The organism is Halomarina rubra, assembly GCF_023699475.1.
In the GTDB taxonomy this organism is placed as follows: Archaea; Halobacteriota; Halobacteria; order Halobacteriales; family Haloarculaceae; genus Halomarina; species Halomarina rubra.
Map to the genome: position 1 here is coordinate 495,337 of NZ_JALXFV010000002.1, position 23,357 is coordinate 518,693.

The window sequence follows — 23,357 nt, forward strand, 5'->3', positions numbered from 1 at the left end:
CGGTCGTGTGTACTCTCACCTTCGCGTGGCAGGTGTTCGAGGAGCGCCCGCTGGTCGTCGCCGCCAACCGCGACGAGGCGTACGCCCGTGACTCGACCCCGCCGCGAGCGACGACCCTCCCCTCCGGTCGCCGGGCGGTCGCCCCCCGCGACGAGGAGGCCGGCGGGACCTGGATGGGCTACAACGAGGACGGGGTGTTCGTCGCCCTCACCAACCGCTGGGTCGACGTGCCCGCCGGCGAGCGCTCACGTGGTCGGTTGGTGCTCGACGCACTCGACTCGCAGAGCGCCGAAATCGCGGCCCGAACCGTCGAACGGGAACTCGACCGGCGACACTACGCCGGGTTCTACCTCCTGGTCGCCGACGCCGAGTCGTGCCTGCTCGTCACCGACGGCGGCGACGTGACCCGGTTCGACCCGGGCGTCCACGTCGTGATGAACGTCGGCTACGACGAGTCGTACTTCGTCCCCGACCACCGCCCCGCCCCCGCCCCCGCCGAGCGCCAGAGCGCCAACGGCGAGCGGTTGCTCGACCACCTCCGTCCGCGCACCGGCGAGGGTCCCGCCGAGTGGCGCGAGCGGGCGGGCGACGCGCTCGGTGACCACGACTTCGGCGTCTGTATCCACGGCGGCCAACCGGTCGTGACCAACGGCGACACGAACCCCGACCGCGCCCCCGAGGGGTTCGGCACGAAGTCCGCCTCGATGGTCGCCATCGACGACGACGGCGACGGCGCGTTCTGGTTCGCCGACGGCCCGCCGTGTGAGACGGCCTTCGAGCGCGTCGAGACGACGGCCTGACCCGCCGTCGCCGTCTCCCGCCGCGCGGGTTCGTTCCACGGTCCACGCTCACGGAGGGAGACAGTCAGATTTAATCCCCAGAGCATCCCACTGTCCGTATGAGCGCATCCCCGGAGGCCGACCTCACGGAGGACGAACGGGCCGGACTGGAACTCGTTCGCCAGACGGGCGGCATCCACCAGAGCGAGTTCTGGAAGGAACTCGACGTCTCCTCGCGGAAGGGGAGTCGCATCGTCGAGTCGCTGGCCGAGAAGGAACTCATCGACCGCGAGGAGACCGTCTACGAGGGTCACAACACCTACCTCCTCTCCCCGACGGCGATGGACCTCGACTTCCAGTTGCTGATGGCCGGCGACATGCTCTCGCCGTTCGTCGCCGACGACGAACTCGACGAGCAGAGCGACGCCTTCTCCCAGTTCGTCATGCGGTTGGCCTACCAGTAAGTCGACGACTCCCTCCTCGAACACCGGCGAGACAGTCTCGTCACCATGGCAGTAGCTTATCTGACGCCGTCGTGAGGGGACGGTATGGCAATCGAGGTCCAGCTCAATCTGGCGACGGAGTCGTTTCTCTTCGCCCGGTTGTTCGAGACGGTTCCGAGCGCGCACCTGGAACTGGACCGCGTCGTCCCGGTGGGAGAAGACCACGACATCGTCCCGTTCGTCTGGATCGAGACGACCGACGACCCCGAGGCCGTCGCGGGGATGCTCGGCGACATCGACGGCGTCTCAGACGTCGAAATCGTCCACAGCACCGCCGACCAGCACCTCTTCCGACTCCAGTGGGCCGCCCCGAGCGCCGGCCTCCTGGAGGGAATTCGGCGGAACGAGGGGGCGCTCCTCTCGGGGTACGCCGAGGGCGACCGCTGGTCGCTGACGCTCCGATTCGCCGACCACGACGCCCTCTCGGGGTTCAGTGCGTTCTGCCGGGACAACGACATCCGGTTCGACCTGGCGCGTGTCACCGGGTTCGGCGGGTCGCCGATCCACGAGGACGTGTTGACGGCGGCCCAGCGCGAGGCGCTCGAACTCGCGGTCGAACGGGGGTACTTCGCGGTGCCGCGTGCCGTCTCGCTCGACGACCTCGCCGACGCGTTGGGCGTGAGCCACCAGGCGTACTCCGAGCGTCTCAGACGTGCGATAGAGCGCCTCGCGACCAGCTACCTCGCGTCGGCCCCTTCGGCGAGCGAGCAGTGAGGGACGGTCCGACCGCGACGGACGACCGGGCGTTCGCCCGCGAGACGGTTCGACGGTCCCCTCGCGAGACGACAGGCGAGGGGCGGGTTCGGACACCAGTCCGAGAGGTCCCGGTGGTATCTAACGGGCCATCTTCGCTGAACCGGCCTTAGACGGAGAGGGTGTCTGTCACAGTCGCTTGCTCATCTCGACGACTGTGCCTTCGACCTCTGTCCCCTCGTGTCCCGAGAACTCGTGCGTGGACGTGCCTTCCCGTTCGAATCCGTGTGACTCGTAGAAGGCAACGGCAGTGAGCGACGCCGACAACTCGAGTCGGTCGACCCCCAGCGTCCGCGCTCGCCGTTCTAAGGCGGCGTACAGGGACGACCCCACACCACGTCTCGCTGCCGTCGGACGGACGTAGACCGCGGTCACCTCGGCCGTCTCCATCGTCCCTTCGTTGCCCTCCACGTCGATACTCAGCGAGCCGAACCCGGTGATTTCGTCACCATCCTCAGCGACGACGTAGTACAGCCCGTCGGACGCGATTGCACCGGAGTAGTCCGCAGATTCGCACCCTGCTGCCCAGGCATCGACTTGCTGCTGTGTGTAGGCGTCCACGCCGAGCCCTCTGATCGACTCCGAGTGGACCCGACGTACTGCCTCGCTATCCGCCGCCGTCGCCTCCCTCACGTTCATACGCCGTGATATTCGGGGCCGAGACTAAGGGTTCGGGTCCGACAGAGTAGCCTGTTCGACTCGCGGCACGGGTCCACCAGTCGAATCACCCCGAGCGAGTCGGAACAACCCACTCGCGTCACTTGCCGATACTGCTAGAGTGAGAGTGTGGATGTATCAGCCTCGACCTTGGACGATATCGTAGCACGCCCAGCAGAGAATGGCGACGACGAGTCCTATCGAGACGACCATCCAGACTGGGTCGGCAGCGAACGCCGGCGCACCGGTCCATCGATGGAGGACCAGGGGGGTGAACGCGGCGAGCGCCGCGAGGATGCGCAGCCGTGACCGTGTTCGGTACTCCACGACGGTGTTTCCCTGTCGGCGAAGTAAACTGTTACACCCGTGGCACGAGTCCAACAGCACCGGCAAGCTGTGCGGCTCGGGACGCTCACGTGCTGTACCGCGAGTGAGCGCAGTGAGCGAGCGGCCTTCTCAGTCTTCTCGGAACCGCGAAGTAGTTCTGGGGGCCTGTGAGACGCTCTGTGTCTCACAGTGCAGGTCGTTCGAGGAGTGATGCGCGAAGCGCATCCGGCGAAGAGAAACGTGGGTCGGCACGCTTTTGCCCCGCTCCCGCGAGACAGGGTGTATGAAGGAATCCCTGATGGACATCCTCTGCTGTCCGCTCGACAAGCAGGACCTCGAACTGGAGGTCGTCCGTCGCGACGACGACGAGATTCTCGACGGTCGCCTCGTCTGCACCGAGTGTGGCGAGGAGTACCCCATCGAAGAGGGCATCCCGAACCTCCTCCCGCCGGACATGCGCGAGGAGACACCGGCGTAACGGTTTTCTACTCGCACTCCGACTCAACTCCCCGTGAACGAGAGCCTCGTCGTCGACGTCAACCGCGACGGGATGCACACGCTAGCAGCGCCCGCTGAGTTCTCGACGGCCGGGAGTTTCGACGTTCGACTGACGAACCACGGCGAAGCGACCCACGTCCACCTCAAACTCGACGACGCGCTCTCGGCGAACGCGACGCTCGAAGAGGGCCACCACTACGTCACCGGCGGCGACACGCAGGTCGTCCACGTCACCGTCGCCGACGGGGCGCAGGGGTCGGGTGCCCTCGAACTGACGACCGGCCACGGCGGAACGACGCAGTCGGTCGGGGTCGAACTCGGTGCATCCCCGGAGAAACCACCCGTCGAAATCGACGAATCACTGGCCGAACCCGCCGCCCGCGACGAGCGTGCGTTGGACGGCGACCGTTCGGTCCCCGAACTCGTCCCCGCCGTCGCACTCGCGGGCGTCGCGCTGTTGCTGGGCGTCTCGACGCTCACGACCGGTGGGACGGCCGCCATCGTCCTCGGCGTGCTCGCAGCGGTCAGTGCGCTCGCCGCGGCGGTGTACGTCTACTCGAACCGCTCGTCGCTCGGGTGAGGCGTGGAACGCCGTCTCAGTCGTCGGCGTCGGCTCCGTCCGCTTCGTCCCCGGTCCCGTCGGCTTCGACCGCCGGTAGGGTCCCGTCCTCCGCTGCTCGTTTCGCGCGGAGCCACCGCGCCCGGTAGCGGTTCGCGCCGTCGAACACGTCCGCCTCGCGGATCTCGTCGACGCGGCCGTCGGCGACCGCGTCGAGTATCTCCTCCAGTTGGCCCTTCTCGCTGGGTGTGAGCGTGAACGTGTACTCGCGCTCGGACTCGCCCTCGAAGACGGCCCACTTGCGCGCGGCGGCGATGACCAGCGAACAGGGCTCGCGACACGGGAACGCCCCGTCGCCGCGAGGCACGTCGAGTTCGGTGTCCTCGTCCTCGTCCCACATCCGTCGTTTGAGACACTGGGAGTCGACACAGCACGACTCGGCGAGCCACTCGACCTGCTCGCCCGAGAGTTCGTCGACGATGTCGTAGATGCCGGTCTGCCGTTCGGCGGTCTCACGCCAGTGTGTCACGTCGAGGTCGCCCTCGCGTTCGCGATACCAGTTGGCGACCGTCGCGGGGTAGAAGAAGTCGACGGCCTGGACGACCTGCTGGGCGGTGAGCGACGGGAACACCCACCCGGTTCGGAGCGTCGGGGCGGTCTTCAGCGGTCGGTAGCGGCCGTCGTCGTCGTTCGTCGCGATGTGGCGCGCGTCGAGCGGGTCGTCGTGGGTCGTCAGGTCGCCGACCCCGCGTTCGGCGTCGGCCTCGTGGCGCAGGTCGTAGCGGCGACTGCCGTCGGTCGCGAGCGTGGCGGTGAGCAGGAGTTGGCCCCACCGTCGGGTGACGCCCTCGCGGGCGAGGGCGGCGTAGCGGTCGGCGACGTTCCGTTCGTCGGCCCCCTCGACCCACCGCAGGAACGCCCGCCGCTGGTCGGGAAGCTCGCGCCACGCCGTCCGCTCGTGGTAGAACCCGGCGACGGCGCGGACGCTCTCGCCGACGGTCTGCGCGAGGCGTGCCGCGCCCGCAAGCGACTCCGACAGGGATGACTGCATGGGCGAATCGACGGGCGGCAGGGCGATAAAAGCGGGTCGTTCGGCGGTGCCGGGAGGGGACCCCTCGTCGACCGTCCGTCGCGGACGGCCCGCTCAGTCGCCGGCCACGCCGCCGGTCTCCGAGCGGACGCGGACGATCGCGTCACCGACGTCCGCGCCCGCTTCGGCGGCGCGTTCGAGGACGACGTCTGCCATGAGCGGTTCGGTGCCGACCGCCCCGGCGTACCAGATGTTCGTCCCGTCGACCGCCGTGGGCACGTCGTAGCCCATGCGGTAGTCGTCGGTGATGCCCATGTCTTCGGGGATGTCCTCCTGGGTGTGGAAGCCGTCGGCGATGAACAGCGGGACGACGACGACGTCGTCGCTCTCGAAGAACTCGGCGACGTCGTCGACCTCGGGCTCTTCGTCCATGAACAACGCCTCGACCTCGTCGAACCGGCCGGTCTCGCGGATGCGGTCGGCGTGGTAGTGGATGGCCTTCGCGGAGTTCTCGTTGCGCTCGGTGCCGTGACCGACGACGGCGAGGCCGAACCCGTCGCCGACGTCGGCGTCACCCGTCACCGACTCCGCCCGCTGGACGATGACGTCGCTCATCGCGTCGTGGGTGCCGACCGGCCCGCAGTAGTGGACGGTCTTGCCCTCGACGTCACGAGCGGTGAGCGTCGTGTGGTCCGCGCTGGTCCCGTCGGAGTCCCACTGCTCGACGTCCCAGCCGTCGAGCCGGAGTTCACGTGGGATGACCTGCTCGGTGAAGTAGCCCTCCGAGACGAACAGCGGGACGACGTACACCTCGTCGGCCTCGACGGTTCGGAGCACTTCGCGGAACGACGGCTCTTCCTTCCAGAACGCTTCGCGGACCTCGTCGAACGCGCCCGACGCCCGGACGGTGTCCGCGTGGTCGAACGTCGGCGTGCTCGAATCGGGGTTCAGGTGCGACCCGTGCGCGACGATGACGAGCGCCTGTGACATGCCCGAGTCTAGAGGCGAGAGGCGCTTAGGGGCTTCGTTGTCAGGCATTCTCACCGCGTGAAAACGCTACTCGGACTATAGGTCCCGTGGGTCGAGAGGTTCAGTCGCGATGGTCCCCCGAACACTTCGGTCCTCCCTCTTCGCGGTCGGTCTCGCACTCCTGCTCGTCACGAGCGGGTGCATGTCGACCGGCCCGGTCGACGAGGAGACGGTCGAGAGCTACGTCCAGCAGTTCGAACAGGAGATGAACGACCTCGACGGGTTCAGCGCGACCCGGACGACGACGGTGACGATAGACGGCGAGACGCACAACAGCACCGCGAAGGTCTGGGTCCGTCCCGGAACCGGCGAGCAGCGTGCGGAGACACTCGCACCGAGCGAGCGGGCCGGTGACCTCCTGGTCCGGACGACGAACGCCTCGTGGAACTACGACGTCAGCGAGAACCGGGCGCACCGACTCGACGTCTCGAACAGCGACCTCCCGACGACGAACGGTTTCGGCTACCTGCTCGACGACCTCGTCGAGCGCTCGAACGTCTCGTACGCCGGCACCGAGGACCTCGACGGGAAGACGGTTCACCGTATCGAGTTCACGCCGACCGACACGGCGCTCGCCGGCGGGAACCTCACCGTGTGGGTCGACGCCGAGACGCGCTTCCCGGTGAAGCTCCACCAGACCGTCGACACCGAGGAGCTGACCCTCTCGACGACGATTCGCTACGAGGACGTCGAGTTGAACCCCGGCATCGACGACGACCGGTTCACGTTCGACCCGCCGGCGAACGCGACGGTCGAGGAGACCGACCTCCCGCCGATGGAGCGCTACGACTCCCTCGACGCGCTCCGAGCGAACGTCTCGACGACCGTCCCCACCCCGGACCTCCCCGACGGGTTCGAACTCGACCGGGCCGTCCTCACCCACCTCGACGACGGTGACTCGCTGTCGATGACGTTCACCAACGAGACGGCGACGGTGACCGTCGGCAAACTCGACGCCGGCGTCTACGGCAACGTCACGCTCGACGGTGGCGAGAGTGTCGCGGTCGGCGAGACGACGGGCACCTACCGGACGTACGCCGAGGTCGGGTCGGTCCAGTGGACCTGCGAGGAGCACCGCTACAGCGTCGGCGGGTCGCTGTCGAAGGCGGCGCTGCTCGACCTCGCCGAATCGATAGCCTGCGAGTAGGTCTCGACACGAAACCGTTTTTCTCCCGGAACCACTCGGACCGGTAACGGTCCCATGACGCCTCACCTCCGCCAGTCTCCGCTTCCCGCGCTCGTCTTGGTCGCCCTGCTCGTCCTGAGTGGCTGTAGCGCCGTCACCGACCTCGCCGGTGAGGAGTCGCCCGCTCTCCCGTCCGGTCAGGAGGCCGTCGAGGGCTACCGCTCGTTCGACACGGTTCGGGCGACGACGCTCACGACGGTCGCGAAGGGCAACACGACCGAGACGACCGAGAACACGACGGTCCGTCGCGCACGGGTCGTCCAGCGTCCCTCGACGGGCGACTCCTGGAGCGAGACGCTCGCTCCCGAGAACCGCAGCGGCGACCTCGTCGTCTCCAACGAGAGCGTGACGTGGTCGTACGACGCCAGCGAGGACAGCGCGAACCGCATCGACGCCTCCCAGTTCGACAGTGCCGAGGACGGCTACCCCGAGTACGTCAGGCGACTGTTCGACGCGGTCGGCGGCGAATCCGCCCCCGAGTCGGTCGGTGTCTCGCCGCTCCCGATGGTTCCGGGGACGCCCACACCGCCAGCGCGGGCCAACGGGTCGATGGGCCGCCAGACCGTCGAGTACGAGGGGACGGCGACCGTCGACGGGCGGCGCACGCACGTCCTGCACCTGACGCCACGCGAGAACAGCGGGTCGTTCGCCGTCCTGAACCAGACGGTGTACCTCGACGCCGAGCACTTCTACCCGTTGCGGCAGCGGATGGCCTACCGTCTCGACGGCAACGTGACGACCTACAGCGTCACCTACCGGAACGTGACGTTCGACCCCGACGTCGACCGGAACCGGTTCCGGTTCGACCCGCCGGCCGGGACGAACGTGACCGAGACCGCACTGCCGACGTCGACGACCTACGACTCGCTCGACGACCTCCGGGCGAACGCGTCGACGACCGTCCCCGACCCGTCGGTGCCCGAAGAGTTCTCGTTCGCCCAGGCCCGTCGGACCGTCTCGACCGAGCGGAACTACACGAGCGTCTCGCTGACCTACGAGAACGACTCGGGGATGCTGTCGGTGACGACCCACGACACCACGGACCTCTACACGGGGACCGCCGAGGGCGAGAACGTGACCGTCGGGTCCGCGACCGCGACCTACCGGGAGTTCGGAACCGTCCGGACCGTCGGCTGGGCGTGTGCGGGGTCGTACTACGCCGTGAGCAGCGACGTCGTGTCACGGGCGACGCTCCTGGAGGTGGCGCGCTCTGTCTCGTGTGACGCCCCCTCTCGGAACGCCACCGCCCGCTGAGCCATCGACTCCCCGTCGATGTCGGTCGGGGACCTACGGCCGAGCGTACAGCGAGTACGCGATGAACGCCAGCCCGACGAACTGGAGGGTCCGGACGACGAGCGTGAACGGCCCACGCAGGTCGCCGGCGAGGTAGCCGTAGCGCAACAGGGCGCTGCCGACGAACGCCGCGGTGAACGTCACCGCCGTCAGCAGGATGAGGCCGACCGAGAGGTAGCGCATCGAGCGACTGGCGTTCCGCCGGAACCCGCGATACGCCTGCCAGCCGATGAACAGGCCGAGCACCGTCGAGGCGGCGGCCATCGCGACCGTCCCGGCCCAGACGGGGTCGACGTCGGACAGCGCGGGTTGTACGGTCGTCAGCAGGCGTGCGACCGCCATCACAGACCCTCCCACATCCGTGTGAAGCGGTCGGCGACGTCGTCGCGCCCGTCGTCGCTCTCGTGGCGGTCGACATCGGCGGTGAACTCGCCGTCGTCGAGTTCCAGCGAGAAGCGATGGAGCGTCGCGGTGTAGACGCGGTGGTGGTTGCCGTCGCGTCGCGGCTGTGTTCGTTCGTCGAGCAGACCGCAGTCGGTGAGGTGTTCGATACGGCGGTAGACGGTCGGGAGAGAGGCGTCACACCGCTCGCTGAGTGTCTTCGCGGACATTGGTTCTACGCTCGTCTCGGTGAGGATGGCCCGGGCGTACTCGTCGCTGAGCAGGTCGAGGACCTCCGCCAGCGACGACTCCTCACGCACACCGTGACCGTGTGGATGCCCGAGTAATAAGCGACCGACATCGCTCTCGCGCCGCGAGAACACTCCCCCAGTCGCCGCGGCCCGGTCGGTGCGAGACCGGTCGTGGTCGACACGGGCCGCCGCGGTCAGCATCCGGGCCGCTTATCCCGCGAGTCGCCACAGAGTCGGATATGTCACTCGCCGCCGCGACCCGCGACGCCGTCCGTGCCCGGCCGTTCCTCGCCGACGCGCTCCGTGCGGGCGTGCTCAACTACGCCGCCGCCGCCCGCCTCCTGGGCGAGGAGGTAGACGACCTGGACGGGGCCGACGAAGATACGGTGACGGCCGCGCTCCGACGGTTCCGCGACGAACTGGAGGCGTACGAACGTCCCCGAGGAGACGCCCGTGTCTCGATGCACAGCGGTGTCGGCGCGGTCGCCGAGGGCCGGTCCGAGGACGTCTCGTCCGGTGACACCTCGGCCGGCGACGACGCGCTGTTCGCCGTCGGGGAGACCAGGTACGGCTCGGGCGGGTCGGAGACCGCAATCCTCGCGTCGGGTCGGGTCTCGCCCGCAGTGCTCGCCGAGACCCTGGGGCGACTCCGGACCGGCGACGTTGGGGTCGAGGCGGCGGCCGTCGCCGGCGACGCGATGGTGGTCGTCGTTGGTCGACGCGACGGGCCCGACGCGCTCCGCATCGTCGAAGACTGCGTCTGAGTCGGGTCGTGAGTCGGTGGCGTGGACACCACGCCCGCAGGACGGGCCTGCCGTCAGGAGGGGTCGAACCGCCGTGCGACCCGGTCGCCGAGGTCCGGGACGCCGACGACGACGGCGGCGGCGACGACGCTCGCGCCGAACAGCACCGGCAGCGGTGGCTCTCGGAGGTACACCACGCCGAAGGTGAAGACGGTCCCGACGAACAGCACCGCGCTCGTGGCGAGTGCCCGCGGCGTCACCGAGAGGGACACCTCGCCGTCGACGAGGAAGGCCCACCCCCCGAGCGCGCCGAGCGTGCCGCCGAGGACGAGCACGCTGTCGACCGACTGCTGGGTCGCGACGCCGAGGACTGCGAGCACGACGGCGACGACGAACACGCGGCCGGGTTCGGTCGCCCGTTCGGAGAGCAGGTACACCGCTCCCAACACGAGCGCCCCGATGGCCGCGCCCGCGACGACGTCGACGAGGTAGTGGACGCCCAGCGCGAGTCGCGAGAACGCGACGAGCGAGACGACGAGGACGACGCCAGCGGCCCGCACCCAACGTGACCAGCGGTCGGCCACGAGGGCGACGCCGCCCCAGACGAGCGTCGTCCCGATGGCGTGTCCGCTGGGGAAGCCGTAGCCCGTCGCCGTCGCCGTGTTCTCGAAGAGAGGGACGAGCACGGACGGGAGCCAGGGGAGCTGTGGGGCGACGCCCGCTCTGGGCGGGCGTGGGAGTTCGAACGCGCCCTTCATCGCCGTCACCAGCGCGAGGTAGACGAGCGGGAGTGCGAGGACGAACGCCCCCTGTTGGCGTCGCGACTCGGCGAGGACGCCGGTGTACGCGACGTAGACGCTGCCGGCGAGCACGAACAGCAACCAGACGTCGCCGAGTTGTGTCACCATCGCCAGCACCACCTCTCCAGCCCCGTCGAACAGTCGCGCGAGCGTCTCGGTCACGCCGAGACTGCGGTCTATCTGGGTCACGCTGCCACCACCCGGTGACTGGTCGGCGAGCGACTGCCGCATCTCGTCGGTCGGTTCATCGCTTCGGTGCCTCCGGAGTACACGTGCCGGACGCATTACTCGTGGGGTTGGGGATGCGATACGGTGACATGGGCGTTCCGGTGTGGGCGTCACCTCCCGCCCGTCTCGTTCACCGGGTCGACGCCGACGGAGTGTGTCTCACGGTTCCGATGCGTTCAAACCGTCGCCGGCGGTATCGCGGCCATGAGCATCCGCCTGACGAACACGCTCACGGGCGACCGCGAGGACTTCGAACCCGCCGGCGAGGAGGTCCTGCTGTACGTCTGTGGGCTGACCGTCTCGGACCCGCCCCACCTGGGCCACGCCCGCCTGTGGGTCCACGCCGACGTGTTGCATCGCTGGCTCTCGTTCCGGGGCTACGAGGTGCGACACGTCGAGAACGTCACCGACGTCAACGAGAAGATCGTCGCCCGCGTCGGCGAGGACGACCTGGGCGACTCCGAACGCGAGGTCGCCCGGAGCTACCTCCAGCGGGCCATCGACGACATGCGTTCGCTCAACCTCCTGCGTGCGGAGGTGTACCCGAAGGTGACCGAGCACGTCCCCGAGATCATCGACCTCGTGGAGACGCTCGTCGAGAAGGGGTACGCCTACGAGTCCAACGGTTCGGTGTACTTCGACACGACCGCGTTCGAGGAGTACGGCAAACTGTCGAACCAGTCCATCGAGGCCCTCGAGGCGAACGCGCCCGACGACGAACAGGCCGAGAAGCGCACTCCGACGGACTTCGCGCTGTGGAAGGCCGACGGCGTCGACGCCGAGACCGTCGCGGGTCACCGTCACGAGGGGGCCGCCCCCGCCGAAGACGCCAGCGAGACCGCGATGACGTGGGACTCGCCGTGGGGCGAGGGCCGACCGGGCTGGCACATCGAGTGCTCGGCGATGAGCATGACCCACCTCGGGGAGACCCTCGACATCCACATGGGCGGGCAGGACCTCGTCTTCCCGCACCACGAGAACGAGATCGCCCAGAGCGAGGCCGCGACCGGCGAGCAGTTCGCGCGGTTCTGGCTCCACGTCCGCCTGCTCCAGACCGAGGGCGAGAAGATGTCCTCCTCGCTGGGGAACTTCTGGACGGTCGAGACCGCCGTCGAGGACCTCGGGGCGAACGTCGTCCGCACGTTCCTGCTCTCGACGGCCTACGACTCCGAGCAGACGTACTCCGAGGCGACCGTCGAGGAGGCACAGGAGCGTTTCGACCGCCTCCAGCGCGCCTACGAGCGGGCCGTCGGCGCACTCGACTCTCCGGACGCCTCGGCGAAGGCGACCGACGAGGACCTCCGTGGCGTCGTCGAGCGCGCCCAGGCCGACTTCGCGCAGGCGATGGACGAGGACGTCAACACGCGCGGCGCGCTGGCCGCCCTGCTCGAACTGGCGACCGCCGTCAACCGCCACGTCGACGAGACCGACCGCTACGACCACGTCGCGCTCGACGACGCGGTCAACACGTTCGACGCGCTCGGCGGGACGGTGCTGGGCCTCGCGTTCGGCGCTGACTCGACGGAGGGCGACGTGACGCTCGCCGGCGACCTCGCCGAACTCCTGCTCTCGATTCGCGAGGAGGAACGCGAAGCGGGCAACTACGACCGCGCCGACGCCATCCGCGACGACCTCGAAGCGCTCGGCGTCGTCGTCGAGGACGGGGCCGAGGGCGCGACCTACCGGCTGTAGTCGGACCGATAGTCTGCTCCTGGTCGACGGGCCGACCGGTCGCACCGCTCGGCGGTCGAGCGCGCGAAAGAAGTGTGGTTCAGAGTCGTTCTGTCCGCTGAGTCGCTGACCTGCTCAGTTCAGACTGGCCAGCAGAGTCTCCATCGTGTCCTCGTCGGAGAGGTCGATGGTGACCGTGGCGGACTCGCCGGCGCTCAGCGTGACGGTCTGGTAGTCGACGAGTTCCTGGCCGTCCGCGTTCGCGCGGACGAACGTCGTGTCGTCGCCGGGCAGTTCGTAGCCCGCGAGCGTCAGCGTGACGTTCTCACAGCCGGTGTCGTTAGCGACACTGACCGAGAGGGTCGCCTCGCCCGTGGCTGCGTCGTAGCTCACCGGCGTGTACGTGACCGCACAGCCGTCGAGGGTCTTCGTGACGTTCTCGCCGGTCGGGACGTTGTAGCTGCCCGTCACCGTGCCGTCGTCCACCACGGTCTTCGACTGGAGGAGACGGTCCTGCGTGCCGTAGAAGTCCTTCTCGTCGTCGGCGTCGTCGCCGTCGACACCGAGGTTCTCGATGACCTCACCGGCCGCGACGTCGATCTGGTAGGCGTCGGGCAGGAGCGGGTTCTCCTCGAGGGAGCCGTCGAAGTGGACGTTCGAGACGTTCTCGACTGCGCCTTCACTGACCGCGTCGCCGCTCCCGTTCGCGAGTGCGCCCGTGTAGGGGTCTTCGAGTGCGACGGTCGTCTCGCTGGACGGGCCGTCGGCCGACCCCCAGTAGTTGCCCGTCGCGTTCGCGATGTCGTTGCCGTCGGAGACGTTGACGCCGAGACCGCCGTTGTCGGCGATGACGCTGCTCTGGATAGTCATCGAGGTAGCGAGGTCAGCGTCGGTCTCCGGGCGGACGAAGACGCCGTCACCGTCGTTCGAGCGGATAGCGCTCTGGACGACGACAGCCTCACTGCTGTTCTCGGCTTCGTACTTGCTGCCGACGTCGATACCGTTGCCGCCGTTGTTTTCGACCGTCGCGCCGACGACGGCGACCGTACCGGCAGCGACGATGCCAGTGCCTTCGTTGTCGACGACGGTGTCGTTCAGCGAGAGCGTGAGTGCGTCCGATTCGTACCCGTCGATGGCAGTGGGACCGGAGACACCAGTGTTGATGCCCGCCACGGACGTGCCGGTGTACGTGTTGTTCACCGACACGACACCCTTGTCGCTGATGACGCCGAACACGCTACCGGTGAACTCGCTGTCGAGCACGGTGACGAGCGTCGAGTCGGCCTCGATGTCGCGACTGTTGTCGACGAACGTGTTCGAGTCGAAAACGAAGTCCGCGTACTCGTTGTCAGCATCGGGTTCGGTGAACACCGAGATACCGTAGGAGTTGTTCTCGAACGTCGAGTCACTGACCTGTACGCCGAGCGTCTCGATGGTTCGCACGCCCCAGTCGTTCTCCTCGAACGTCGCGTCGCTGATTTCGACGTCGAGCATCTCGTCACCGCCGTCGAGCGACCCGACGTACACGCCCGAGCGGAACCCACGTACCGTCAGGTCCCGAATCTCGACGTTTTCGGCGGTCGTGTAGATTGCAGCGTTCGGTCCGACCGTCGTCGTGCGGGTGATTGTGTGGCCGTTCCCGTCGAGCGTGACGTTGTCGGCCGCAATCTCGATACAGCCGAAGTTGCTGACCGGACCGGTGACGACGATATCCTTCGAGAGCTGGTACTCGCCGGACTGGTCGATGACTGTACAGGAGGAGACGTCTTGCGGGGCCGCCGAAGCTGTCCCTGCGACGGCGACGCCGGCGAACGCACCGGAGAGGACCGTCAGGACGGCGAACGTGGCCGCGATGAACTTGGATGTCATTCAGCGGTTCTGTCTGTATGTGGTGAGTGTATTGTTACCCGGAGTTTACTCTCGGTATGGAGCTCCTACCGACGACGACAGGGAGTCTGCGCGGATTCCGAGTGCTCGTCCCGTTGCCCCTCACAGCGCCAGCGGTCCGACCAGCACCCCCATCAGGTGTGCCCGCTTGACGCCGAGGCGCGGTGGCAGGAGACCGACGACACCAGCGGCCACCAGCAGTCCCACACCGACCCCGCCCGCGAACAGGAACGCGAACACGCAGAGGAGCGCGAGCACCGCCACGGAGAGTCTGGTCGGGTCGAGGTCGCCCACGAATCGCAGGTATGCCGGGCCGAGTGCGCCGACGAGGACGAACCCCGCGAGGGCGGCCCCCGCGACGGCCAGTACCGACAGCGTCAGCGAGGGAGCACTGACGGTGTCGTCGACGGCGACCAGCACACCCGTTCGGGGCGTCCCGAGGGCGAACAGCGCGAACAGCGCGAAGACGGTGTTGGCCGTGTTGACGCCGCTGGTGGCGACGACGAACCCCCGCGCGCCGTACCTCCCGGGGACGGCCGTCAGCGCCAGCGTCGCCGCTACCGCACTGGAGACGCCCGGCAGGTAGCCGACCGCGGCCCCCGAGAGCGTCCCGACGCCGCCCAAGCCGGCGACCGAGCGTCGCGACAGCGCGAGTCGTGCGTCGTCCTGTTCCGGAACGCCCGCGCCGCCCATCGCGTCGAGGAGGACGGGGACGCCGAACAGCCCCGCGAACAGCGGCATGAGCGTACTCCCGCCGAGCGGCCCCGACACGGCGAGGTCGAGCGTGAGGAGGCCGAGCGCGGCGCTCGCGCCCACAGCCAGGGTCGCCCCGGCGCGTCGCGGCCAGGTCGGTTCGGTGAGGACCATCGCGAGCGCGATACCCCCGAGGACGAGCGAGAGGTTGGCGGTGACGACGGGGTACAGTCGCGTCATCGCCATCGTGATGGGGACCGCCAGGGGCACCGCGAGCGCCACGGCGAGGACGCTCCCGAGTGCCGACAAGCGGAGCGCCTCCTCACCGCGGCCTTCGACGACGAGGCGATGGCCGGGCAGCGCGCTCGCGGCCATCGCGGGGTCGGGGACGCCAAGCGCGAGTGCGGGCACCACGTCGAGGAACGTGTGGACGACGCCCGCCGCCAGCATCGCACAGGCGACGAGCGTCGGCGGCCCCGGTGCGGCGGCCGCACCCGCCGCCAGTAGGAGCGCGACGTTGTTCGCGTGGAGGCCCGGGACGAGGCCGCTCAGCGTCCCCAGCGCGATACCGGCGAGCGTGAACCCACAGACCGCGAGGGCGAACTCCGGCGCGACGACGACCCGAGGGAGCATCGAGGCGAGGTGGTGCCGCGATGGGTCTTGAACGTTCGGAGCGGTCTCGAGAGAGAATCGCGTCGTCCGGCATCGTCCGGCGTCGTCACTGGGCGAGCGAAAAACGAAGAAGGTCTGAGTTCGACTCGAAGACGGGTGGCGTGCCGGGCAGTTAGCCGAACAGCTCGCCGAGACCCTCACCGCTGGCCTCGTCCTCCTCGTCGTCGTCGTCGTCGTCGGCTTCGGCCTCGGCCTCGTCGGCCTCGTCCTCAGCGTCGTCGGCCTCGTCCGCGGCGGCACCGCCTGCGGCCCCACCTGCGGCGGGGACGGCGGCGGCCGTCTCGATGGCCTCCTCGATGTCGACGTCCTCGAGGGCGGCGACGAGGGCCTTCACGCGGGACTCCTCGACGTCCGTACCGGCGGCTTCGAGGACCGCGGTGATGTTGTCTTCGTTGATCTCTTCGTCCGTCTCGTTCAGGATGAGTGCTGCGTAGATGTACTCCATTGTTCTAAGTTGGGTTGTTAGCCGAACATCGCGCCCATGGCGTCGGCACCGTCCTCGTCGTCGTCATCGTCGTCGGTGTCGTCGCCGTCGGCGTCGTCGGCGGATTGGTCGTCGGTCGATTCGTCCTCGGCGGTGTCCTCGTCGTCCCCTGCGGGGGCGGCGAGGTCAGCACCGCGCAGTTCCTCGGGGAGCGCCTCCTCGTCGTCGATGATGGCGGCGAGCGCGCGCATCTGGGAGTCGGCCTTCCCGACGAGGTCGTCGGCGATGGCCGGGCTCTCGACGGCGGCGGAGAGACCCACGGCACGGGCGTCGTTGGACGCCTTGCCGAGGATGAGGCCCGCGGTCTGAGCCGTCGGGTAGACGGCGTTGACCGAGACGTTGCGAGCGGCGCTGGCGGCCGCCTGCACGTCGGCGCGGTACTCGTCGAGGTCGATGGCGAGGTCCTCGGGGTCGAACAGGACGCCGTCGGAGTAGACGCCACGGAGGTCGAGGCCGACCTCCTTCGGTTCGATCTCGAGCTCGCTCAGGACGTTCGCGAGTTGCGCGCTGACCTCTTCGCCCTCTTCGAGGACGGTCGAGTCGGACAGGACCTGGATGGACCCGTCCTGGATGCGCGCGTCCGCACCGACCTGCTGGAGTTCGCCGACGAACGGACCGGGGTCGATTCCGGTGTCACCCTCGGGGATGACGATGTCGTTCGGGGCGATTTCCCCGGCGTTGATAGGCGCGGGCGTCTTCGACGCTTCCAGTTCGCGGTAGAGGCCGAACGGGTTGTCGTTCGTCCCGATGAGGCCGACCTGCCCCTCGACGAGCTCGTTGAGCTCCGAGAGGTCGGCGTCGGTCTCGTCCAGTGCGCGAATCATCAGCGTGTTCCGCGAGACCCGAAGCTGGGCGGTGCCGTGGAGGTCACGGCGCATCGCCTGAAGCTGCTTCGAGGGGATGCCGGCGAGTTTGACGACGCCGACGCTCTCGTAGCTGTCGAGGATGTCGACGATGGTGTCGACCTCCTCCTGTTTCCACTGTGGGATGACCTCGGTCTTGCGCTCGGACTCCGCGGACATTTAGGCCACCTCCACGGAGGGACCCATCGTCGTCTTCACGTAGATGGAGTCGATGTTGAGCGGGCCTTTCTCGAGGTCGGCTTCGAGTCGGCGGACGATGACGTCGATGTTGTCCGAGATCGCTTCTGCGGACATGTCGTCGGCACCGACACGCGTGTGGAACGTCCGGCGGTCCCGCGAGCGTACCTGCACCGTGTTCTTCATCCGTTCGACGACTTCGACGACGTCGTCGTCCGGCTGAAGCGGCGTCGGCATCTTCCCGCGGGGACCGAGGACGGTCCCGAGGTAACGACCGATGTCTTGCATCATGTTCGCCTCGGCGACGAAGAAGTCCGTCTCGCCGGCGAGGTCTTTCGCGGCGTCGGAGTCGTCACCGAGTTCTTCGAGGGCGTCGCCGTCGAGTACGTCGTCGGCCACGTCCTGTGCTCGAAGGGCTGTCTCACCCTCTGCGAACACGACGATACGTGTGTCTTGTCCCGTTCCGTTCGGAAGGACGATGCCTTCGTCGACACGGTTAGACGGGTCGTTGAGATCCAGATCGCGCAGGTTGATAGCGAGGTCCACGGTCTCCCGGAAGTTCCGGGCCGGGGCGTCCTCGAGTGCGCGAGAGACTGCATCCTCTATTTCCTGATCTGCCATTGTTCACCTCCGTAGTGCGCCGTGAGGCTACTACGGCGTGAAACAGGCTACGCCTGTCTCGTTTCACGTCACTAACCTCGCGGACTTAAATACGTCGAACTGGCGACGCGAGCGGGCGCTCGTGAGCGGGGTCGACGTCGCGAAAGAGGGCCGACGGACGCGGTGTCCGCGTGGTTCAGGCCGTCGAGGCGGCCGCGTCGGGTTCGGGTCGGGCCGCTTCGGCTAGCGTGCTGCGCGAGCGCAGGAGCAGGAGGCCGAAGCCGACTTTCGCGCTCAGGTCGAGCACCATGAACGCCGCCGTCTCCCAGTAGAGGGGAATCAGTTCGAGGGTGCCCTCCGTGCCGACCAGCCAGACGATAGGGTACGCGAGCCACAGCACCACGGTGAGCGTCCGCAGTTGGCCGAACAGGCGCTGGACCTGGGGGGGCTTCGTGCTCACGTCCGCCGAGAGGACGCTGTAGAGCACGTACAGGAGCACGAAGAGTGCGCCCGTCGAGATGCCCCACCAGAGGATACGGAACGTCGCGTTCGGTTCGAGCGCCGCGATGACGCCCGTCGCTATCATGAACACGTCGAGGCCGACGAGCGTCGCGATGGTGTTGCGATGCGCGCCGGCGAGCAACGCGAGGTCCAACAGGAGCAACGGCGTCGTGAATATCCAGTCGGCGTAGCGCGCCCAGTAGATAGCCAGCGGTTCGCCGCCGACCTGGACCTCGGTGAGGCCGAAGCCAGTCGCCATCAGGAGGTACATCGACGCGGCGATGGTCGTGATGAATATCGTGATGATGTAGAACTCCTGCATCTTCCGGTCGGTGACCCCCCGGCCACGGCCGACGAAGTACAGGGTTCCGAGTGTCATCCCGGCGGTGCCGATCCACAGCCAGAGAGACTCCGCTCCTACTTCAGCCATATGTACTCGGAGAGAGGCACCGACCGAGCTTATACATATCAACAATCTTAAAATAAGTCTGACAGTCGCACCGCATTACGAAACCGACTGACACGACCGGTGTTCGCTATCATCGGCCGGAGTGTTCGATGTGGAGACGGTTCGCGTACCGACACGTCTATCATCGGGGAGTGGGACCGACTCGCTAACCGAATGAGCACCGACCTCGACGACCCCATCGCGGACGCCGTGATGAGCGACTGCCCGTACCAACGCGCGACCGTCGACCGGTACCGGCCGATTCGCGGGCCGGTGTCTCGAACCCTCCTCCGACAGGCGGCTTTGCTCGTCGTGCTCGCGTCGGTGCTCCCCATCGTCGCGACCTACCCCACCTCGACGCGTACCCTCTTGTCGGCCCCGGCGGTCGAGACGTTCCCGAAGGTGTTGCTCGTCGGGGCGCTGGGCGGGGCCGTCCAGTTGCTCGCCGCCGCAGTACTCGTCTGCCTGGTCGTCGTCCGCTCGGACGTCGACACACGACGCCAGGCAGACCGTCTGGTGACGCTCGAGGACCTCGCGACGACCATCAGCCTCGGCACGGGTGGGTTCGCCATCGCGTTCTCGGTGGGCTACCTCTTCCTCGGCCACCTCGAAGACGCGTTGACGGTCGTCACCCGCGGGACGACGGACCCGTTCGCCGCCGTCGCGACGGCGACCAGTGTGGGTATCGCCGTCGACACCGTCGCCCTCGCCGCCCTCGCCGGGTCGCTGGCGTGCTGGGCGGCGAGTCGCTGGGTCGCCGCCCGCGAGCGACGGGCGCTCGACTGACGGGGTCGAGACGTCGAGCGTACGGGAGTCGCCCCGGAGAGACGGCAGTCGCTCTCGGGCCGATGAAATCGGAAAGAGAGAGCGCGATTACGCCGAGCCGAGCTGTTCGTCGAACTCGCCGTCCGCGACGCGCTGTTTGAACGTCCGGGCGTCCTCGCCTTCGATGGTCACACCGAGCGAGACGCAGGTGCCCGCGACTTCCTTCGCTGCGCCGCGCGTATCGTACGCGAGCAGGTCGGGTAGTTTCTGTTCTGCGACGGTCACGAGCTGGTCGATGGACATGTCGGCGACGAACTCCGCCTGCGGGCGACCGCTGCCCGTCTCGAAGCCGAGTTCGTCCTTGACGAGCGCCGCCGTCGGCGGCACACCGACGTCGATGTCGAAGCTCCCGTCGTCGTCGTACGTGACGGTGACGGGGACCTCGGTGCCGTCGAACGCGGCGGTCTGCTCGTTGATCTCACTGACGACTGCCTGCACGTCCACCGGCGTCGGGCCGAGCTCCGGCCCGAGCGGTGGCCCGGGGTTGGCCTGTCCGCCGGGGACGAGCACTTCGATGGTACCTCCCATATCGGCCACATTCCCCTCTCGCGGTTTTAAGAGTTGTCTTGTTGCCTTCCCCACGGTGGGGAGTCACACGCCCGAACAGGGTCACGCTCGCGACGGCAGAGTCCCACTGCTCGTGCGTGGCGAACGCCGTCACGACCGGCGACTGGCCGGAGAAGACGTGGCTGCTCAGAGGGGGACGAGACCGGTGGAAGAAGACGTGTCCGGACGGAGGAAGACGAGACCGGTCGGGAGATAGCTGCGCGTCGCGACGCCACCGACTCAGGGGAGGAAGACGCCGTGGCGAGCGAGCCAGTCGCTCGCCTCCTTGATCTCGACGGGGCTCCCGATGATGCGGACGGTGTCGTCCTGGTCGACGAACGTCAGTACGAACTCCCGCCCGAGGTCAGCGCGCAGTCCTCCCAGGGTCTCACGGGGGAGGACGATCTGCGTACTGTCACGGTACCGGACGGCGTCACTCATCGTCAGACGGTGCTCGGGCATGGCCTATTAACGTACTGAAACACGCTCACCGGGCGCTCGCCGACGCGGTATCTGTCGGTGGTAGGAATCGGTGGCGCTACGGTGCTGTTCGTGCGCCCCAACGGGCGACATCCGCCCTCCGGGGTGGGAGACGAATCAGAGGTTGACGAGCAACAGACCGACGACGACGACGATGAGAATGGCGACACCGACGACCATGAGGTCGGTGTCGAAGTAGAGGCTGAGACCGGTGTGGAGCAGGGCGACGAACGCGAGCCCGAGGAGCGCGAGGTTCTTCGCGAGGGTCCGCTTTTCCATACGGTCCGTACGACCGGCCGCCGTATAGGCGTGTGCGTGGCGGGGGGTGTCTGTGATAGGGAAGTCGTTAGTCAGCACTGCTAACGCGGACGCCTCTCAGTTCGTCGTGAGGGTCCACGGGCCGTTCGCGTCGACGTTCAGGTAGAACATTCCATCAAGACGCGCGGTCGTCGACCCTTCGAACTGGCCGATTTCGTTGAATATCGATACAGCGACGTTTGAGGGGTCGACAGGAATCGGCTCGACGATGAAGTTGCTGTCGCCCTCGTGTGTCCCCTGGAACTCCGTCGCGCCGTCGAACTCGAACGGTCCGACGAAGGTCAGTCCCTCGCCGCTGGCGTCGACTGGCAGCGACTCGGGGCTCACCTCACTCGGCTGTTCGAGCGTGACAGACCACTCGCCGTCCGCGTCGACGTTCAGGTTGTGGCCACCACTCGCGTTGACGGCTGCGACGGTCGAACCCTCCACACTACCGATGAGGTTCGTCAGCGAGACGTCTTCGTAGGACTCTCCCTCGAGCGTCACGAGCGAGGTGATGAAGTTGCTCTCGCCATCGTGAGTGAACTCCGCTGTTATCGGCCCCGGCTGGAGTTGCACGGTGTCGCTCGTCTGGGTGCCACTGCCTTCGAAGGTCTGAGGGCCGAACGACGCCGTAGCCCCGTCCGTAGTCTGGGTCTCGGTTTCAGATTCGGTCGTCGTCTCGGTCTCCTCGGTCGCTGGGGTGTCGTCGTCGGCCTCGCTTCCGACCGTTGTGGGGGGGATTACTCGTCGTATCGGTGCTAGCTCCGTCGTCTCCGGGCGTGGTCGTCGACTCCCCCTCGGAACAACCCGCGAGGACACTCGATGCGGCGAGACCAACCAGGGACAGGTACGTTCGTCGCTGCATGTGCCAATTTCGACACGACCGGCCGACATTAAACCCCTTGGTATAGAAACACGATTGCTCCACGACGACAATCGGGCTCATTCATCCAACATGGACACTATGCAATTTCGACAGGTTCGGGGACTACTCGGAGTTTTCTTTCCAGCAGCGCATCTGTGTCGGTCCTGCCACGGAAGGACACCCTTTTCGTACCCGGTGGCCGAAGTCAGGGCAATGGGACTTGAGGAGGATATCGACGCCATCGAGGAGGAGATAGCCAACACTCCGTACAACAAGTCCACCGAGGCGCACATCGGTCGGCTGAAGTCGAAGCTCGCACAGAAAAAGGAGAAGCTCCAGAACCAGTCGTCGGCGGGCGGCGGACAGGGGTACGCCGTCGAGAAGACCGGCGACGCCACCGTCGCGCTGGTGGGCTTTCCCTCCGTGGGCAAGTCGACGCTGCTCAACGCGTTGACCAACGCCGAGAGCGAGGTCGGCTCCTACGAGTTCACGACGCTCGACGTCAACCCCGGGATGCTCCAGTACCGCGGCGCGAACATCCAACTGCTCGACGTGCCGGGACTCATCGAGGGCGCGGCCGACGGGCGCGGTGGTGGCCGGGAGGTGCTGTCGGTCGTCCGGACCGCGGACCTCGTGTTGTTCGTCCTCTCGGTGTTCGAGATCGACCAGTACGACCGCCTGCGCGAGGAGCTGTACAACAACAAGATCCGTCTGGACAGTCGCCCCGCGAGTGTCAGCGTCTCGAAGAACATCAAAGGCGGGCTGAAGGTGACGACCAGCGGCGACGTCGGACTCGACGAGAGCACTATCAAGGAGGTGCTCCGGGAGTACGACTACATCAACGCCGACGTCACCGTCCGCGAGGAGCTGACCATCGACCGCCTGGTGGACGCGCTGATGGACAACCGCGTCTACCTCCCCTCGCTCGTCTCGGTGAACAAGGCCGACCTCATCGAACCGGACTACCTGGAGACGGTCAACGACCAGCTCAGAGACCGGGACATCGACCCCGAGACGGCGGTGTTCATCAGCGCCGAGAAGGAGAAGGGACTCGACTCGCTCAAGGAGTCCATCTGGGAGTCGCTGGGTCTCATCCGTATCTACATGGACAAGCCCGGCCGCGGCGTCGACTACGAGGAACCGATGGTGGTGCGGCGAGGCGACAGCACCATCGACGACGTGCTCGACAAACTCGGGAGCGACTTCCGCCAGCGGTTCCGGTTCGCACGCGTCTCCGGGCCGAGCGCGAAACACGACGAACAGCAGGTCGGGATGGACCACGAACTGCAGGACGAGGACGTGTTGCGACTCATCATGCGGCGGTAGTC

Annotated in this window: 28 protein-coding genes; 11 read left to right on the top strand and 17 right to left on the bottom strand. The window is 67.5% G+C overall.

The window, feature by feature from the left end:
- Positions 1 to 5 precede the first annotated feature (5 nt).
- The 3 genes from M1L36_RS03805 (at position 6) to M1L36_RS03815 (ending at position 1,996) form a co-directional block, all read left to right on the top strand.
- Positions 6 to 800: an NRDE family protein gene (locus tag M1L36_RS03805; RefSeq protein ID WP_250872381.1), complete on the top strand. Its 795-nt coding sequence runs from the start codon at positions 6 to 8 to the stop codon at positions 798 to 800.
- Positions 801 to 898: 98 nt separating this feature from the next.
- Positions 899 to 1,243 carry a helix-turn-helix transcriptional regulator gene (locus tag M1L36_RS03810; protein WP_250872382.1) on the top strand — a complete coding sequence of 115 codons (345 nt, stop codon included), beginning with the start codon at positions 899 to 901 and terminating at the stop codon, positions 1,241 to 1,243.
- Positions 1,244 to 1,327: 84 nt separating this feature from the next.
- Complete coding sequence (locus M1L36_RS03815; RefSeq protein WP_250872383.1) at positions 1,328 to 1,996, top strand: helix-turn-helix domain-containing protein; 669 nt, start codon at positions 1,328 to 1,330, stop codon at positions 1,994 to 1,996.
- A gap of 168 nt (positions 1,997 to 2,164) precedes the next feature.
- On the opposite strand, the gene M1L36_RS03820 is transcribed toward M1L36_RS03815, so the two are convergent.
- Positions 2,165 to 2,674, bottom strand: coding sequence for a GNAT family N-acetyltransferase (locus tag M1L36_RS03820; protein ID WP_250872384.1), 510 nt, complete (start codon positions 2,672 to 2,674; stop codon positions 2,165 to 2,167).
- Positions 2,675 to 2,830: 156 nt separating this feature from the next.
- Entirely contained in the window at positions 2,831 to 3,019 is a 189-nt protein-coding gene (locus tag M1L36_RS03825; RefSeq protein WP_250872385.1) for a hypothetical protein, read from the bottom strand.
- Between the two features lie 283 nt (positions 3,020 to 3,302).
- On the opposite strand from M1L36_RS03825, the gene M1L36_RS03830 reads away from it, so the two are divergent.
- Both M1L36_RS03830 and M1L36_RS03835 read left to right on the top strand, forming a co-directional pair.
- On the top strand, positions 3,303 to 3,497 hold the full coding sequence (locus tag M1L36_RS03830) for a methytransferase partner Trm112 (protein ID WP_250872386.1): 195 nt from the start codon (positions 3,303 to 3,305) through the stop codon (positions 3,495 to 3,497).
- Positions 3,498 to 3,530: 33 nt separating this feature from the next.
- Positions 3,531 to 4,097: a DUF7524 family protein gene (locus M1L36_RS03835; RefSeq protein WP_250872387.1), complete on the top strand. Its 567-nt coding sequence runs from the start codon at positions 3,531 to 3,533 to the stop codon at positions 4,095 to 4,097.
- Between the two features lie 16 nt (positions 4,098 to 4,113).
- Here the strand turns inward: M1L36_RS03835 and M1L36_RS03840 are convergent, their stop codons facing one another.
- Complete coding sequence (locus M1L36_RS03840; RefSeq protein ID WP_250872388.1) at positions 4,114 to 5,127, bottom strand: DR2241 family protein; 1,014 nt, start codon at positions 5,125 to 5,127, stop codon at positions 4,114 to 4,116.
- 93 nt (positions 5,128 to 5,220) lie between these two features.
- Positions 5,221 to 6,096, bottom strand: coding sequence for a CbiX/SirB N-terminal domain-containing protein (locus M1L36_RS03845; protein WP_250872389.1), 876 nt, complete (start codon positions 6,094 to 6,096; stop codon positions 5,221 to 5,223).
- A gap of 181 nt (positions 6,097 to 6,277) precedes the next feature.
- On the opposite strand from M1L36_RS03845, the gene M1L36_RS03850 reads away from it, so the two are divergent.
- Both M1L36_RS03850 and M1L36_RS03855 read left to right on the top strand, forming a co-directional pair.
- Complete coding sequence (locus M1L36_RS03850) at positions 6,278 to 7,282, top strand: LolA family protein (RefSeq protein ID WP_250872390.1); 1,005 nt, start codon at positions 6,278 to 6,280, stop codon at positions 7,280 to 7,282.
- Positions 7,283 to 7,336: 54 nt separating this feature from the next.
- On the top strand, positions 7,337 to 8,575 hold the full coding sequence (locus tag M1L36_RS03855) for a LolA family protein (protein WP_250872391.1): 1,239 nt from the start codon (positions 7,337 to 7,339) through the stop codon (positions 8,573 to 8,575).
- Positions 8,576 to 8,608: 33 nt separating this feature from the next.
- Here the strand turns inward: M1L36_RS03855 and M1L36_RS03860 are convergent, their stop codons facing one another.
- Together M1L36_RS03860 and M1L36_RS03865 are read right to left on the bottom strand one after the other, a co-directional pair.
- The gene (locus M1L36_RS03860; RefSeq protein WP_250872662.1) at positions 8,609 to 8,878 is read right to left on the bottom strand and encodes a DUF7521 family protein; all 270 of its coding nucleotides are present in this window, start codon (positions 8,876 to 8,878) and stop codon (positions 8,609 to 8,611) included.
- 77 nt (positions 8,879 to 8,955) lie between these two features.
- Positions 8,956 to 9,315, bottom strand: a complete 360-nt coding sequence (locus M1L36_RS03865) for a helix-turn-helix domain-containing protein (protein ID WP_250872392.1) — start codon at positions 9,313 to 9,315, stop codon at positions 8,956 to 8,958.
- 170 nt (positions 9,316 to 9,485) lie between these two features.
- Here M1L36_RS03865 and M1L36_RS03870 point away from each other — a divergent pair, with 170 nt between their 5' ends.
- The gene (locus tag M1L36_RS03870; protein ID WP_250872393.1) at positions 9,486 to 10,010 is read left to right on the top strand and encodes a DUF7523 family protein; all 525 of its coding nucleotides are present in this window, start codon (positions 9,486 to 9,488) and stop codon (positions 10,008 to 10,010) included.
- A 53-nt stretch (positions 10,011 to 10,063) separates the two neighbouring features.
- Here M1L36_RS03870 and M1L36_RS03875 read toward each other — a convergent pair whose 3' ends face one another.
- On the bottom strand, positions 10,064 to 11,020 hold the full coding sequence (locus M1L36_RS03875; protein ID WP_250872394.1) for a phosphatase PAP2 family protein: 957 nt from the start codon (positions 11,018 to 11,020) through the stop codon (positions 10,064 to 10,066).
- Positions 11,021 to 11,221: 201 nt separating this feature from the next.
- Here M1L36_RS03875 and cysS point away from each other — a divergent pair, with 201 nt between their 5' ends.
- A complete protein-coding gene (cysS, locus tag M1L36_RS03880; RefSeq protein WP_250872395.1) occupies positions 11,222 to 12,709 on the top strand; it encodes a cysteine--tRNA ligase in 1,488 nt (495 codons plus the stop codon).
- A 114-nt stretch (positions 12,710 to 12,823) separates the two neighbouring features.
- Here cysS and M1L36_RS03885 read toward each other — a convergent pair whose 3' ends face one another.
- The 6 genes from M1L36_RS03885 to M1L36_RS03910 form a co-directional block, all read right to left on the bottom strand.
- On the bottom strand, positions 12,824 to 14,557 hold the full coding sequence (locus tag M1L36_RS03885) for a hypothetical protein (RefSeq protein WP_250872396.1): 1,734 nt from the start codon (positions 14,555 to 14,557) through the stop codon (positions 12,824 to 12,826).
- A gap of 120 nt (positions 14,558 to 14,677) precedes the next feature.
- Entirely contained in the window at positions 14,678 to 15,901 is a 1,224-nt protein-coding gene (locus tag M1L36_RS03890; RefSeq protein WP_250872397.1) for a tripartite tricarboxylate transporter permease, read from the bottom strand.
- A 151-nt stretch (positions 15,902 to 16,052) separates the two neighbouring features.
- Positions 16,053 to 16,385 (bottom strand): 50S ribosomal protein P1, encoded by a 333-nt coding sequence (rpl12p, locus tag M1L36_RS03895; protein WP_250872398.1) that lies wholly within the window; start codon positions 16,383 to 16,385, stop codon positions 16,053 to 16,055.
- A 17-nt stretch (positions 16,386 to 16,402) separates the two neighbouring features.
- Positions 16,403 to 17,446, bottom strand: coding sequence for a 50S ribosomal protein L10 (locus M1L36_RS03900; RefSeq protein WP_250872399.1), 1,044 nt, complete (start codon positions 17,444 to 17,446; stop codon positions 16,403 to 16,405).
- Positions 17,447 to 18,085, bottom strand: a complete 639-nt coding sequence (locus tag M1L36_RS03905; protein ID WP_250872400.1) for a 50S ribosomal protein L1 — start codon at positions 18,083 to 18,085, stop codon at positions 17,447 to 17,449. It abuts the gene before it with no gap.
- A gap of 175 nt (positions 18,086 to 18,260) precedes the next feature.
- On the bottom strand, positions 18,261 to 18,995 hold the full coding sequence (locus M1L36_RS03910; protein ID WP_250872401.1) for a bacteriorhodopsin: 735 nt from the start codon (positions 18,993 to 18,995) through the stop codon (positions 18,261 to 18,263).
- A gap of 192 nt (positions 18,996 to 19,187) precedes the next feature.
- On the opposite strand from M1L36_RS03910, the gene M1L36_RS03915 reads away from it, so the two are divergent.
- On the top strand, positions 19,188 to 19,799 hold the full coding sequence (locus M1L36_RS03915; protein WP_250872402.1) for a hypothetical protein: 612 nt from the start codon (positions 19,188 to 19,190) through the stop codon (positions 19,797 to 19,799).
- A gap of 87 nt (positions 19,800 to 19,886) precedes the next feature.
- Here M1L36_RS03915 and M1L36_RS03920 read toward each other — a convergent pair whose 3' ends face one another.
- The 4 genes from M1L36_RS03920 to M1L36_RS03935 form a co-directional block, all read right to left on the bottom strand.
- Complete coding sequence (locus M1L36_RS03920) at positions 19,887 to 20,366, bottom strand: 50S ribosomal protein L11 (protein ID WP_250872403.1); 480 nt, start codon at positions 20,364 to 20,366, stop codon at positions 19,887 to 19,889.
- Positions 20,367 to 20,624: 258 nt separating this feature from the next.
- A complete protein-coding gene (locus M1L36_RS03925) occupies positions 20,625 to 20,825 on the bottom strand; it encodes a VNG_1110C family protein (RefSeq protein ID WP_250872404.1) in 201 nt (66 codons plus the stop codon).
- 156 nt (positions 20,826 to 20,981) lie between these two features.
- Positions 20,982 to 21,143 (bottom strand): hypothetical protein, encoded by a 162-nt coding sequence (locus M1L36_RS03930; protein WP_250872405.1) that lies wholly within the window; start codon positions 21,141 to 21,143, stop codon positions 20,982 to 20,984.
- Positions 21,144 to 21,239: 96 nt separating this feature from the next.
- On the bottom strand, positions 21,240 to 22,100 hold the full coding sequence (locus tag M1L36_RS03935) for a hypothetical protein (protein ID WP_250872406.1): 861 nt from the start codon (positions 22,098 to 22,100) through the stop codon (positions 21,240 to 21,242).
- A gap of 142 nt (positions 22,101 to 22,242) precedes the next feature.
- On the opposite strand from M1L36_RS03935, the gene M1L36_RS03940 reads away from it, so the two are divergent.
- Positions 22,243 to 23,355, top strand: a complete 1,113-nt coding sequence (locus tag M1L36_RS03940; protein WP_250872407.1) for an OBG GTPase family GTP-binding protein — start codon at positions 22,243 to 22,245, stop codon at positions 23,353 to 23,355.
- Positions 23,356 to 23,357 lie beyond the last annotated feature (2 nt).

Bases quoted from the DNA above. Each gene is read 5' to 3' on its own strand.
- M1L36_RS03915 (WP_250872402.1), top strand. From the start codon at position 19,188: ATGAGCACCGACCTCGACGACCCCATCGCGGACGCCGTGATGAGCGAC.
- rpl12p (WP_250872398.1), bottom strand. From the start codon at position 16,385: ATGGAGTACATCTACGCAGCACTCATCCTGAACGAGACGGACGAAGAG.
- M1L36_RS03925 (WP_250872404.1), bottom strand. From the start codon at position 20,825: ATGAGTGACGCCGTCCGGTACCGTGACAGTACGCAGATCGTCCTCCCC.
- M1L36_RS03885 (WP_250872396.1), bottom strand. From the start codon at position 14,557: ATGACATCCAAGTTCATCGCGGCCACGTTCGCCGTCCTGACGGTCCTC.
- M1L36_RS03900 (WP_250872399.1), bottom strand. From the start codon at position 17,446: ATGTCCGCGGAGTCCGAGCGCAAGACCGAGGTCATCCCACAGTGGAAA.
- M1L36_RS03940 (WP_250872407.1), top strand. From the start codon at position 22,243: ATGGGACTTGAGGAGGATATCGACGCCATCGAGGAGGAGATAGCCAAC.
- cysS (WP_250872395.1), top strand. From the start codon at position 11,222: ATGAGCATCCGCCTGACGAACACGCTCACGGGCGACCGCGAGGACTTC.
- M1L36_RS03890 (WP_250872397.1), bottom strand. From the start codon at position 15,901: ATGCTCCCTCGGGTCGTCGTCGCGCCGGAGTTCGCCCTCGCGGTCTGT.
- M1L36_RS03920 (WP_250872403.1), bottom strand. From the start codon at position 20,366: ATGGGAGGTACCATCGAAGTGCTCGTCCCCGGCGGACAGGCCAACCCC.
- M1L36_RS03905 (WP_250872400.1), bottom strand. From the start codon at position 18,085: ATGGCAGATCAGGAAATAGAGGATGCAGTCTCTCGCGCACTCGAGGAC.
- M1L36_RS03845 (WP_250872389.1), bottom strand. From the start codon at position 6,096: ATGTCACAGGCGCTCGTCATCGTCGCGCACGGGTCGCACCTGAACCCC.
- M1L36_RS03840 (WP_250872388.1), bottom strand. From the start codon at position 5,127: ATGCAGTCATCCCTGTCGGAGTCGCTTGCGGGCGCGGCACGCCTCGCG.
- M1L36_RS03930 (WP_250872405.1), bottom strand. From the start codon at position 21,143: ATGGAAAAGCGGACCCTCGCGAAGAACCTCGCGCTCCTCGGGCTCGCG.
- M1L36_RS03815 (WP_250872383.1), top strand. From the start codon at position 1,328: ATGGCAATCGAGGTCCAGCTCAATCTGGCGACGGAGTCGTTTCTCTTC.
- M1L36_RS03860 (WP_250872662.1), bottom strand. From the start codon at position 8,878: ATGGCCGCCGCCTCGACGGTGCTCGGCCTGTTCATCGGCTGGCAGGCG.
- M1L36_RS03820 (WP_250872384.1), bottom strand. From the start codon at position 2,674: ATGAACGTGAGGGAGGCGACGGCGGCGGATAGCGAGGCAGTACGTCGG.
- M1L36_RS03855 (WP_250872391.1), top strand. From the start codon at position 7,337: ATGACGCCTCACCTCCGCCAGTCTCCGCTTCCCGCGCTCGTCTTGGTC.
- M1L36_RS03810 (WP_250872382.1), top strand. From the start codon at position 899: ATGAGCGCATCCCCGGAGGCCGACCTCACGGAGGACGAACGGGCCGGA.
- M1L36_RS03875 (WP_250872394.1), bottom strand. From the start codon at position 11,020: ATGCGGCAGTCGCTCGCCGACCAGTCACCGGGTGGTGGCAGCGTGACC.
- M1L36_RS03830 (WP_250872386.1), top strand. From the start codon at position 3,303: ATGAAGGAATCCCTGATGGACATCCTCTGCTGTCCGCTCGACAAGCAG.
- M1L36_RS03850 (WP_250872390.1), top strand. From the start codon at position 6,278: ATGTCGACCGGCCCGGTCGACGAGGAGACGGTCGAGAGCTACGTCCAG.
- M1L36_RS03870 (WP_250872393.1), top strand. From the start codon at position 9,486: ATGTCACTCGCCGCCGCGACCCGCGACGCCGTCCGTGCCCGGCCGTTC.
- M1L36_RS03910 (WP_250872401.1), bottom strand. From the start codon at position 18,995: ATGGCTGAAGTAGGAGCGGAGTCTCTCTGGCTGTGGATCGGCACCGCC.